Genomic DNA, 11,402 nt, shown 5'->3' with positions numbered 1-11,402 from the left:
CGGGTCGATTTTCCATAGTCACAGAGATCGCGGCTCAAATCGCCATTTCCGCGTGACTATCGTCCGATTCCTTCGTCGTGGCAAGGAAAATAGAGTTAACGCAAATTAACCGTTGATCAATCGGCTATCGGTACTGCGTACGGACCCTCCCCGTAGGGTTTGTGTATTAATGCTCCGGGCTACCTTTACCCCCGTGAGCGAAAGAGGCGGCCTTCAGAAGCTCAGCTAGTCAATCGATGAATCATCAATTTGCTGAATCGATGGGACAGCATTGATTCGGAACTCTCGTTTGATCAACAGAGACAATTATGGGAGCGTCAATCATGAACATTCCCGCAGTTGCTATCTATCTCGAACGCCGCGAACCTATCAACAGTATGGCTCGGTTCTATTCTATGTCGCTCGAACTTGACCTGTTTGATTCAATCATACTGAGAAGACGATGGGGCCGTAGAGGTTAGCAAGGGCAGGGGAGGGCAATCGCATATGAATCCAAGGTTCTTGCGATCGCTGCGGCGCTTTCCCTGGAACTCGCAAAGCGCAAACGCGGATACCGATGAACCGGCCGCCGGCCACCGGCCACAGGTTCTTGCTCGTTAGCTAACAGTCGGGATAAAATTGCTTCCGGACAAGCCAGCACGGCGCGATCAACCTCGACCTTTGTTTAGTACGATTCCGGATCGAAAGCTTGACCTTCTTCATGCACTCGGCGTTGCGACCACTATTTCAAATTCCTGCCCGAACAAGATAGCGAACGATTCCGCCGCCAGTGAGCTGCGAATAGAGCCATTCCTTGTGAAATGGAAGGTCCTAATGCTTTGCCTCGGATGACCACGGAAAATTAATGTATTGGTCGCGTGTGTCGTAACAAATGCTACCATACATTTTGAGGTATTCGGCCTTGCGCGCCGAATCTGCGTAGACGGCCGAGGGATCAACGAGATCGGCTTCGTACTGAGCGATATTCTCGCCGGTCAGTGCAATAGGCAGTATGTCCATAGCTTGCGGAATGCTTTTACCGTCCAGCCAGTCGGCGGCAAATTGGCCCATCGCGTAGCCGAAGACGGGCGAAGACAGAGAGATACTTGCCTTGAACGGGCTGTCGGCCTTCTTGATTTCAGATACGGCCTCTGGCTCGCCGTCTATGCCGCCAAGAAACTGATCAGGCCGATCCTTGCCGGCGGCGCGCAACGCCGCCAGCGCACCGAGCACAACGGCATCACCGCCAAGGACGACGTCGATATCCGGATTTGCCAATAGAATCGTATTCATGGTGGCAAAACCGCTCTCCTTGGTGACCGGGCTCGGGGCAATATCGGCGATAATTGTAACACCGGGTAATCTTGCGAATGCGTCACGCATTGCTTCAAACCTGGGCGTGAGGAACTGCATTGTATCCTGAGTGAGTAGGACTACGTTAGCCCTGCCGCCAAGACGCTGTTGGATGTGGACGATGGCGGCATCCGCCAAGGCCTTTCCTGTTGCATACTGCGGGGCATTGAGCAGCAGCGTCGCGGGTGGCGGTACAATTGTTCCGACAAATGTTCCTGACCATATTACTTTCTGGAGACTGCCGGCTACCGCAATTGGATCCGAGGACGTGGCGACAAGGGCGCCGACCTTAGTAGCCCTGAAGCCCTCTATTTCCGCGATAGCTTTTTCAACGTCGTTTTCCACGACGCTGCGCCTGTATTGCAAGCCGCGATCCCTGGCGGCCATCTCAAGACCGTGGTTCACGCCTTGCAGGAATTCGCGCTCGTTTTCCTGGACATAAGCCAACTCTCTCTTTAGTCCGACAGGCTTGCCGCAGATCCGAGCGCTCGGAACGAAGGGGGGTAGAATCGTCGGCTCCGTGATACCAGGAGGACCGTCTTGCGCGCGTGCTGATGTAAGACTTGCGAGAACTGCGAACGCCATAACACAGGCAATCCAAGGGTGAGCCGTGCACTGGCTCTTGGATACAATTTTGCCCATCAATTTCGATCTTAAACCGGCAAGGCCAACTTGTTGAATTTTATCCATCTATGCCGCTCCGCTTCGGATGCAAAGAGAACACCAGATGGGCTGCGGTGCCCGGCTCCCGCCTTCTATATTCCAAGCGAGCTTTCAAACTCAAGCTCATTGCGTTGATAATGCGGGTGCCGACGCCAGTACCCTTTGCTGGCGCGCCCTCATCCCTGCCGATGCCGTCATCTTCGACCACCAATTCACCTTGGTTGTCCCGCTTTCTCAGGAATACACGGATTTCGCCTGGACCGTCCGGATACGCGTACTTGAATGCATTGGTGACAAGCTCTGTGATCAGAACGCCGAGATTGATACTGGCATCGGTTTCCATTTCCATGGGCTCGATGTCGAACGACAACTTCACACCGTGGCCTTCACTTCGCAACGATGTGCGGAGGTGTTCAAGCAAGCCAGTCAAATACTCGTTCAGCTCGACCGCGCGCACGTTTTGGGAGCCATAGAGCCGCTTGTGGACAAGAGAGATTGCGAATATCCGATCCTGCGTTTCGGCCAGGGCATCCTTTGCTGCTGGATCGGTCAAGGCCCTCGATTGCAGGCTCACCAGTGATGAGACCAAGGCAAGACTGTTGGCAACCCTGTGATTGACCTCCGACAGAAGCACTTCCGCCCGATCGCGCGCGTGAGCTAGGTCCGCTGTTCGGGTCGCCACGCGCTGTTCAAGTGCGGCATTGAGTGCGTTGACCTCGTCACGGGTCATTCGTAGCTCTCTGGTATGGCGTGAGACGCCATACGCCGCGCCTCCGGTAACGGCAACGATCACAAGTGCGCCGATGCCGGATACAAGACGAAGCCATCTGGTATTCGCGCGCTGCTCCGCGACGCCAGAAGTAAGCCGGCTGTCCGCCTTACCGATGATTCCGGCGAAGAAGACGTTGGCCTCGTCGGTCAGTGCCTTTCCACTATTCGTGCGAAAGATCGCCTGTATCTCGGCGTCGCGCTTCTCTCGTTTAAGACCTATCGTTCGGTCGAATTCCTCGAACTTGGCTGCGAGAAGGGCTGTGAGCCGTTCCAGCGTCTCGGAAGAGCCGGGGTAGGACGGAAGCAGCGTCTGAAGCGCGGACAGGTGCCGCTGGGCCTGGAACTTCGCAGCTTGGTATGGCGCAAGATAGATTTCGTTTCCCGTGATAATGAAACCGCGCTGGCTCGATTCGGCCGTCTGCATTGCGTTTCTCAATTCGACTGCCGCGACCCGCGTATCGCGTGCGGCGCTTGCGTCCTCGAAGTAGGATTGCGCCCGCTCGCCCAGCCAGAAATTCATGATGACGATGGCCATCAGGGCCACGAACCCGATAAAAAGGAACGCCGACGTCGATCGCAGGAGGGATTGGCTCGAAATGGACATTGCGGCATTCCTGCCCTATTTCTGAGCACTTCGCCACCGGAATCGAGAATGGCTTCGGCCTGCGAATGTTTGAGATTGCCGATGGCAATTCCAACGAGAAGATTGAACTTCTGTCCTTTGCGGATAGCGGAAACTCAACCATCATCGATTTAGCTGCATCGCCCTTGGACAGCTGACTTCGGACACGGCGTGGACCCACGTACCTATCCCATCAGGATCGGCCGCATTAAATCCAGATTATCGACGACGAAATCGAAGAAGGCGGCGATGCGCGGCGTCTTGCGGATATCAGGATGGGTAAGCAGATACCAACCGCGATGCAATTCCTCGACTGGGGGCGTTAACCGGACGAGGTCATCGTGCACATCGCCGATCGTGGTTGGTAGCGGCGCTATCCCCACACTGGACTTTACCGCTTGCAGCACGCCCAAGACGCTATTGTTGGTGGCCGTCACTCTTGCATCTGAAGCGACAATCGCAAGCCATTTCGCTGCCCGATGATTGGCAAGCATGCCGTCGAAGCCGATGATGGCATGATTGACGATATCGCCTACGCCCTGCAGGGTGCCATGGTGTTGGACGTAGCTCTTGCTGCCATAGACGGCCCAGAAGGAGTCGCCGATCTTCCGTCCAACCAGATTTTCATCCGCCTGCTCCCCAGACCGCAACGCAATGTCGGCTTCGCCCTTGGCGAGATCCAGATAGCCGTCGCTCATCACGAACTCGATCCGCAGACCAGGGTAGCGCTCGCCGAACAGTTCCATCAGCCTTGAACTCACGATGCGCGACACCAGTGGTTCTGGACAGGTCAAGCGGATGACGCCTTCGAGTTGGCTGGCATAGGCTTGTACCTGCCGCTCAACGGCGATCGCCGCCATCTCCAGCTCCTGGGCCGCTGGAAGCAGCGCCTGCCCGAACTCGGTCAACTGATAGCCCGAGGGTTGGCGTCTCACCAGCGAATAGCCGGTGGCGCGCTCAAGTTCGACAATGCGGCGATGAACGGTCGATTGGTTGACGCCCAGCGCCTTTGCAGCGGCAACGGTGCTGCCATGTCGAGCGACGGCAAGGAAGTATCTCAGGTCGCTCCAATCAAACATTGGCCATTATGCACATTTGCGCGGCGACTTTGCAAGCTTGCGGCTGCCGCAATGCGATGAACCGACTTATCCTTGCTTTATCGAAAAAAGGAGCAGTCACATGCACCAGACATTGGACGTCGCACAGTCGATCGCCGGCCTGACCGTCGGAATCACCACCTCGGCCGCCGACCAGGGGATTGCAAAACTCAACGTCATCCACCGGCAATCGACGGACGCGCTGCCCATCGGTCGGCCGCAGGAAATCCGCGTCATCAAGGCAACGCTCGAGCCGGGCGACCGTACGCCCTATCACTCCCACCGATTTCCGGTGACCGTATATATGCTCGGCGGCGAATTCACCCTGGAACTCGACGATCATCCACCCGTCACGCTCGCGGCCGGCGACGTGTTCATCGAGCCGGCCGACGTGCGGATGACCGGCAGTAACCGCCGCCTGGACGTAGCCGCGACCATGGTCCTGTTTTATGTCAGCGACCCCGATACGCCATTTGCCGATCCCGTCGCCTGACGGACCACGGGATCTCGCCCGGCGCCCATGCCAACCAATGCAAATGGCCAGTCTGAAGACAAAGCGGCGATCGGGCACTATTTGTTTTGCGAGAGACCGACAGACGGCACGACTCCCTATTGCACCGCATCATAGCATTGCGGTGGCAAAACCATTAAAACGGGGATCGGCCAGTAGGGGGTGGCAAGTGCGCACTATCTTCTACGTTAAGCACCTCTTTTGGCTACGTATGTGAACGGGCGGCGGACTCAATTTATGGCGTTGACTGGGGTCGTGTCCTTTGCGCGATTAGTGCACCTTTGACACCTGGCCGCTTCACGGCGGTATGGCAGTCGCGTCCCTCGACCTGCGGCGGTCCAGATATCCCATTATAGGCGTTACAGTCGTACCGTGGATGACGACGGAAATGAGGATTACAAGGAAGACGGTCGACCAAAGCCTCTCCTCGCCCGGGAACCGGGCTACCGTGGTGGCGAAAGCCATATAATACAAGGACCCTAGCCCACGAATTCCGAAGAAACCGATGATCGCTTTTTCGTCGCCGGGCTGCGGGGACCCAACAAGACTGACCCAGGCGGCGAGGGGCCGGACCGCGAACAAAGCCAGAAGAGCAGTCGCGACGATGGGCCAGGTCATCCCCAGAAGCAGCGTGCCGTCGCCCAGCATCAAACCGAAGAACACCATCAGGACGGCCATGAGCAGCCGTTCTACCTGCTCGGTGAAATCGTGAAGGTGCTCATGATAGACATCATGTCGCTCCGCAGACCTCAATGTCAAAGCGGCGACGAACACCGCCACGAACCCGTAGCCATGAACGATCTCGGTGATTCCGTAGGCTAGGCATGTGATCCCGATTGCAACGAGACCATCGCCGGTCCGTGCCAATTCAATGTTTTTGGGCAGTCGAAAGGTGAGGAATCCTAAGACTTTTCCCGTCAGCCAACCCAGCAAGATACCCACCGCCAGCCGCCAGCCGACGTCGTAAGACACCCAGGCAAGGAGATCGCTTCCACCGAAAGCAGGTGTGGATGTGAGTGCGATTGCCAGGTAGATAAAGGGGAAGCTGAGGCCATCGTTCAGTCCTGCCTCCGAGGTCAGGGAGAACCTGACATCGTCTTCCTTGCCAGAACGCGGCGGACCCACCTGCACGTCGCTCGCGAGCACGGGATCGGTCGGCGCTAAGGCCGCCCCTAGCAAAAGGGCCGAAGGTAGAGGCACCCCTAGAAGCAGATAGGCGATGAGCGCTATCCCTGCGATCGTCAGTGGCATTGCGATGCCGAGGAGGCGCCAAGTGACCATCCATCGCCGCCAGCCCAGGGGACGATCTAGTTTCAGCCCCGCCCCCATCAAGGCGACGATAACGACGAACTCACAGAAGCGTAGTGTCAATTCCTGGTTTTCGAGCGGATTTGCGGAAAGCGGGGACAGAGGGGTCGCGGACAGTCCAGCGCCCACGACAATGCAGATTATCGGAAGAGACAGCGGCAGCCGTCGCAACACCATCGGCAGCCACGCCGTAAGAAGGATGGTCGCGCCGAGGAGCGTTAGGAGGGTTAGGTAAGTGGGCATCTAAGCACAGCGATATCGTCTGTCAGCGTCGGGGTCTCCGGTGATCGAATTAGGAACAACGCTTTGAGGATTCCGGCGTTCCGCCCTCAGTCATCTGAGCCGGTGGGCTCGCAACCAAGAGTCCTGTCGCCATCATTCGCGAGTTGGGGCGATGATACTGCGGTGTCTAGTCGTCGCCCTTGTCGTATCGTAGTCCATGGTCCGCGGTCTCTTCGACGATAGAAGCTAGGCCCTCCATATCCAGCATTGCCGGAATCCCGAGGCGTCTACGAACCAAGACGAAAATGCCGCGTTCCATCAATCGGACGATAACAGGGGCGGGCTCCCAAGGGTGAGCCCCACCCCTGCGAATGTCTGACCAAACCATACCCCAAGTTCTTGCGATTGCGGCGTCACACCCCAACAGCTAACAAGTACCTCTTGATTAGCACTCGGGGTGAATGTTGAACCTCAAATCCATTCTCATCGCGGCCTCGGTAGGTTGGGCGACCGCAACCGCCGCATTTTGTGCCGACCCATTGACCGAACACCAAGCGTCGATGACGACAGGCGCCAGGGTCCCCCAGCCTGTCGGTCACTACTACTTCTGCAAGGCTTATCCGTCCGAATGTGGACAGACGGCTTCCGTTGGCAAGACGGCGAGTCTCACGGAAGTGGCATGGCATGTCATTAAAGAAGTGAATGCCAACGTGAACGGGAAGATAACTCAGGTCACTGACCTGGAATATTACGGCGAGCCTGAACTGTGGACTTATCCTAAGTCAGCGGGTGACTGCGAGGACTTCGCGCTTATGAAGAAAAAAGAACTGGAGGCGCGCGGCTTCCAGGAAGCCGATCTTCTTGTCACGGTCGTCAAGAAGCCGGACGGCGCGGGCCACGCAATTCTGACGGTCCGTACCTCGGAAGGCGACTTCGTTCTGGACAATCTCGATGACCGAGTGAAGCGTTGGTGGCAGACTCCTTACCGCTTTGAGAAGCGGCAGTCCTCGCTAGACTCGGCTCAGTGGGTCCTCATTGAGCAAGTCGAAAAAGATGTTCCTGTCGCTGCGGTCTTGAATTGATTGTCCGTATTCTGATGGCTTAACCAAACAGCGGAGATCCGCGGAAGCGCAAAGCGGATTATCCAATAGACGCTCATATGCGGAGCCTCTTTGCCCCGAGGTCAAACCATCGCCTTCCATAGAAATGCCGCCATGACGGCGCCGCGCTCGCTGCGACCATCAAGCTGACGTAGAACATGGTTGGGGTCCATTCCCCAATCCACCCTGAAACCGTCGGCGACCGAGCCTGCGGGCGACTGTCGATATGGGGATATAAAAAGCTACCATGTGCGGGCCCGGTCTCACGTACCATGCGGTAATTCTAAAATTTACGCAACGGGCATCCTGAAGGTGGGCATGCGGTAGCCGTTGCCGGCCCGGTCAAGGGCTCACTCAAGCTTCAACACGGATTTATAAGGCACTGTGAAAAGCGTGGTGCCCAAAACGTCCTGGACCTCGAATTCCTGCCCATCTATGACCTCATTGCGGAGCCCCTTCGAGGCCAATATCTCACGAGCTGCTGCTTTCGCTTCTTCCAAGGCCGCCCTAGCGCTCTTCATTTCGATACCCTCCATGTCCGCTATGATTTTTTCGCCGTCCCTTATGTGAAAGTAAAACCTTGGCATGCAGCCTCCCTTCGCTCTCGTAAGATCGAACGGTTTCAACGTTTCAAGGCCGAGACGGTTCGCAGCCGCCGCGCCGGCGCTCTAAGATTGGTTACTCCCATTGTCCGGTCGCCTGAGCGGTCGGGCTTTTTTCAAAGCGAAGGCGGAGAGCGCAGTTGAAACCAAAAGGCTGACTTATCTCGGCAGCGTAGGTTGGCCGCCGAATTTACGGGAGCATCGTCGACGGTTCGATCGTAAACTCTATCACGCCGCAGCCATTGCCGACTCCATCGCGAGTAGGGCCGCCCGCCGCATAATGGAAAAAACTACCCTTCGGATTTATGCCGCGTACTTCGAGCATGACTTGATCGGCCGCGACAAGCACACCACGGCGATTGAGCATGGCCGCGACATCGGCTTGAATGATAGTGATATCAAAGTCAGTCGAACAGCTCGCCTTATGCCAGTTTTTGCCGAACAATAAGTAGCCCAGGGGGCAAGCGAGATCAGCCCAACAGCGATGATAAAACCTGTGAACCGGATCGATTTACTCATACGGTTGACATAAAGCAGCGCGGAACCACGGACGAGCCGCCCAGCAGTACTACAAAGCGCGTCTTGCGGTAACGCTTGGCAAACTGTGTCAGCGTTGAGAATATTTCTGCGGATCAAAAGGCGGTATCAACACTTCATATCCGGCCCCGCGACGAACCGGCCGGCAAATACACAGTGAATTTTGGTCGGAACCATCCCTGCCGACTAACATTTAGACGGCATCGAATGATCGAAATAAGGAGAAGGCCGATGAAAAAGACATTGTTTGTTACTGCCGCTATCGCCCTTGCTGCTACCGGTTTTGCGACTCTTGCGCACGCCGACGATGATTCCGCCAAGACCACCGGCGTCGTCGCCGGCGCTGCCACCGGCGCAGTTGTCGCCGGCCCTGTGGGTGCCGTGGTTGGTGGCGCCATGGGGCTGACCACTGGCGCGATTATCGATGATGCCAGCAAGCCGAAGAAGGAAACCGTGATCATCAAGAAGCAGCCGCAAGAGCCTTCGACCGTTATCGTCGACGAGTGACCCTCAGATCGAGGATTGAATCTCGTTGCCGAGATCGAGTATCTCGGCTGGACAGTGACGGAAAGCTTTGTCACTCGTCATTCAATGGTTGAGAGACATTGCCGACATGGGCTCGGTCTATTCGCTCTGAGGAACAAAGCAGCTCGGCGCGCGTTATACCAGTTCATCAACTTTCCATTTGCCCGGTCGCTTAGGAGACCGGGCTTTTTTCATCAGATCGACTAAGCGTCTAATCGGCCTGTTCGGTTCTGAATTTGCTTTTGTAGCGTGCAGCCTGGAGCCAACCCGCCCTGGCGGCTGCCGCTGAACGCCCAGTCGTTCTTATCGCAACGCCGATGTACGTTCCACAGCAGTCCACGTTGAATTTGTCGTTTGGAAAATATCAATCTTCACTTCGGCGCGCCCGAACTTGACGGTCACCATCGAGTCTCGGTCAAGCATGTCCAACCTGTCGTCTCTCGTCACCGAAGCCTTGGCTGTCGACGACAAACTGATTTGAGTTCGCGGCGAAAAGTGTAGTCACCGGGCGCTTGGCGAGATAGACGCAGTAGTCATCGAACGCATCAGCGAGTGCGAGAGCGACTTCACTCTCGCGCCACCCGGCAGCAACCATATCGACAACGACCCGTCGTGCTACGGCTTCCGCTTCTCGCCTGCATTGTGCAGTTCGTTGAGGATTTGAGGCATCGAAGATCGGTGAATGGAGATCGACCAAAATAGGCAATGAGCCTCCGCAATGCGATTTAACGCACAACAACCCCAAAAATCAAGGGGGTTCCATCTGTAAGAATTGGAGGAAAGTGACCAAGCCGGCAGCCGTGAAACGGCGGGGTAATATGCCAGCTGGTCAATATTAGCATGACCTGATTTGCGACGGCTATCAATGTACAGAGTCAATTTTCCGAGTAACTGTGGTAGTATGTCGCAAACATCTTCCGTTAGATGCAAGTGCCCCAGCCACGGAACACCAGCGGCAGCAATCCTGCTTTGGTGAATCCTTGTTCGACTCGTTGACTCGCAATTCCGGCTATGACCAGCGAGCTAATAGTCGGGATCAAGTGCGCGCACCGAGCACAACTTCGAATATATTGACCTCGACGGGATTTATGGCACCATTTAGGGAAATGAGAGGCCGTGGCCGTGTCTATCAACTCGCCAAGTCTTCCTGGACAATACCCACAGCGAGCGAAGGAATGTGAACTCGCAATCGAGTCAGACTTCTTTCGGCAAGTCATTGATCTCCACGCACCCTTTGTCGACCTTGATCACGTTCTGGAAGCACTCGCCGCGGAGGCAACCAAAGCCGGATGGACTGAACAAGAGTTGACAGATGCAGTTGTCGAACTGGCGCGGCGCCACAGGATGAACCGGTTTCGCAGCTACGCATCTCTGGCACATGAATAGACTGGAGATGCCGCAACGCGGTCGCGCGGATGCTGGCCGGGCTTTTTTTGAAAGCGTCCGCGCTTACGATCATCGAGTTATTGCCAACCCCGGGCCGATGCAGGACGACCTAAAGGGTTTGTCCAGAATTCGATTCTGCCGAGCGGTTGCGCCACGCTCCGCATCGTCCGGCTCGCAGGCGATCAAACCAAACCTTGGGTGCTTTCTTGATCGCACTTAGGCACTGCCGCTCGGCGATTGTCGCCTTGGGCTCCATCAAAGGCGCCTCCAACACCAGTTTCAGCGATACGATCAAAATCAGCGCGGTCAAGAATACCGCAAACTTCCACATTGGTGCTCCACAAGCTGTCTTTGATACCGGCGTCGACCGGAGCCGACGCCAGGACCGTCCAGCGGCTAATGCGTCACTCGACGATTTTCACGACCTTGCGGGTCTTGGGCTCCACGATGACACGCTTCTTGTTGACGAAGGCGTATCCAAAGCCATCGTTGTCTGGAACATTCTTGATCACGACCTTGTCTGGCAGAGCCGCGCCGATGGTGATATCACCATCAATCGTCGTGTCTTCGATCTGCTGCTGGGTCACGTAGGTCGTTACCGTGTCCGGCACGACAACCATATCATCGGCAAAAGCAAGCGGAGCGGATAGAGCCAGTGACAGGCCAGCGAAAGCGATAAGAACGTTTTTCATTTGTGGTTCTCCAGTTGGGTGGCGTGGTGTGGCG

At 56.2% G+C, this 11,402-nt stretch carries 13 protein-coding genes; 5 read left to right on the top strand and 8 right to left on the bottom strand.

The window, feature by feature from the left end; all coding sequences use genetic code 11:
- Nucleotides 1-308 precede the first annotated feature (308 nt).
- Complete coding sequence (locus tag IHQ71_RS32145) at nucleotides 309-461, top strand: WGR domain-containing protein (protein ID WP_374990088.1); 153 nt, start codon at nucleotides 309-311, stop codon at nucleotides 459-461.
- Between the two features lie 349 nt (nucleotides 462-810).
- Here IHQ71_RS32145 and IHQ71_RS31855 read toward each other — a convergent pair whose 3' ends face one another.
- From IHQ71_RS31855 to IHQ71_RS31845, 3 genes are all read right to left on the bottom strand, one after another.
- Nucleotides 811-2,022, bottom strand: a complete 1,212-nt coding sequence (locus IHQ71_RS31855; protein ID WP_258163571.1) for a substrate-binding domain-containing protein — start codon at nucleotides 2,020-2,022, stop codon at nucleotides 811-813.
- Nucleotides 2,015-3,370, bottom strand: a complete 1,356-nt coding sequence (locus IHQ71_RS31850) for a sensor histidine kinase (protein ID WP_258163568.1) — start codon at nucleotides 3,368-3,370, stop codon at nucleotides 2,015-2,017. The genes IHQ71_RS31855 and IHQ71_RS31850 overlap by 8 nt, the downstream gene beginning before the upstream one ends.
- Nucleotides 3,371-3,573: 203 nt before the next feature.
- The gene (locus tag IHQ71_RS31845) at nucleotides 3,574-4,467 is read right to left on the bottom strand and encodes a LysR family transcriptional regulator (protein ID WP_258163563.1); all 894 of its coding nucleotides are present in this window, start codon (nucleotides 4,465-4,467) and stop codon (nucleotides 3,574-3,576) included.
- A 100-nt stretch (nucleotides 4,468-4,567) separates the two neighbouring features.
- On the opposite strand from IHQ71_RS31845, the gene IHQ71_RS31840 reads away from it, so the two are divergent.
- Entirely contained in the window at nucleotides 4,568-4,978 is a 411-nt protein-coding gene (locus IHQ71_RS31840) for a cupin domain-containing protein (RefSeq protein ID WP_258163560.1), read from the top strand.
- 315 nt (nucleotides 4,979-5,293) lie between these two features.
- On the opposite strand, the gene IHQ71_RS31835 is transcribed toward IHQ71_RS31840, so the two are convergent.
- Nucleotides 5,294-6,547 (bottom strand): sodium:proton antiporter, encoded by a 1,254-nt coding sequence (locus IHQ71_RS31835; RefSeq protein WP_258163555.1) that lies wholly within the window; start codon nucleotides 6,545-6,547, stop codon nucleotides 5,294-5,296.
- A 443-nt stretch (nucleotides 6,548-6,990) separates the two neighbouring features.
- On the opposite strand from IHQ71_RS31835, the gene IHQ71_RS31830 reads away from it, so the two are divergent.
- Complete coding sequence (locus tag IHQ71_RS31830; RefSeq protein ID WP_374990090.1) at nucleotides 6,991-7,608, top strand: transglutaminase-like cysteine peptidase; 618 nt, start codon at nucleotides 6,991-6,993, stop codon at nucleotides 7,606-7,608.
- A gap of 368 nt (nucleotides 7,609-7,976) precedes the next feature.
- Here IHQ71_RS31830 and IHQ71_RS31825 read toward each other — a convergent pair whose 3' ends face one another.
- On the bottom strand, nucleotides 7,977-8,213 hold the full coding sequence (locus IHQ71_RS31825) for a DUF6894 family protein (RefSeq protein WP_258163551.1): 237 nt from the start codon (nucleotides 8,211-8,213) through the stop codon (nucleotides 7,977-7,979).
- A gap of 100 nt (nucleotides 8,214-8,313) precedes the next feature.
- On the opposite strand from IHQ71_RS31825, the gene IHQ71_RS31820 reads away from it, so the two are divergent.
- Nucleotides 8,314-8,676 (top strand): hypothetical protein, encoded by a 363-nt coding sequence (locus IHQ71_RS31820; RefSeq protein WP_258163550.1) that lies wholly within the window; start codon nucleotides 8,314-8,316, stop codon nucleotides 8,674-8,676.
- 320 nt (nucleotides 8,677-8,996) lie between these two features.
- Nucleotides 8,997-9,272 (top strand): glycine zipper domain-containing protein, encoded by a 276-nt coding sequence (locus IHQ71_RS31815; protein ID WP_258163548.1) that lies wholly within the window; start codon nucleotides 8,997-8,999, stop codon nucleotides 9,270-9,272.
- Nucleotides 9,273-9,705: 433 nt separating this feature from the next.
- Here the strand turns inward: IHQ71_RS31815 and IHQ71_RS31810 are convergent, their stop codons facing one another.
- From IHQ71_RS31810 to IHQ71_RS31800, 3 genes are all read right to left on the bottom strand, one after another.
- Nucleotides 9,706-9,996, bottom strand: coding sequence for a hypothetical protein (locus tag IHQ71_RS31810; RefSeq protein WP_258163547.1), 291 nt, complete (start codon nucleotides 9,994-9,996; stop codon nucleotides 9,706-9,708).
- Nucleotides 9,997-10,785: 789 nt separating this feature from the next.
- Entirely contained in the window at nucleotides 10,786-11,007 is a 222-nt protein-coding gene (locus tag IHQ71_RS31805) for a hypothetical protein (protein ID WP_258163545.1), read from the bottom strand.
- A 73-nt stretch (nucleotides 11,008-11,080) separates the two neighbouring features.
- The gene (locus tag IHQ71_RS31800) at nucleotides 11,081-11,368 is read right to left on the bottom strand and encodes a DUF1236 domain-containing protein (protein ID WP_258163543.1); all 288 of its coding nucleotides are present in this window, start codon (nucleotides 11,366-11,368) and stop codon (nucleotides 11,081-11,083) included.
- Nucleotides 11,369-11,402: the final 34 nt, after the last annotated feature.

Source organism: Rhizobium sp. TH2, from assembly GCF_024707525.1.
GTDB lineage: Bacteria > Pseudomonadota > Alphaproteobacteria > Rhizobiales > Rhizobiaceae > Rhizobium_E.
This window is presented reverse-complemented; position numbering and strand designations above follow the sequence as displayed.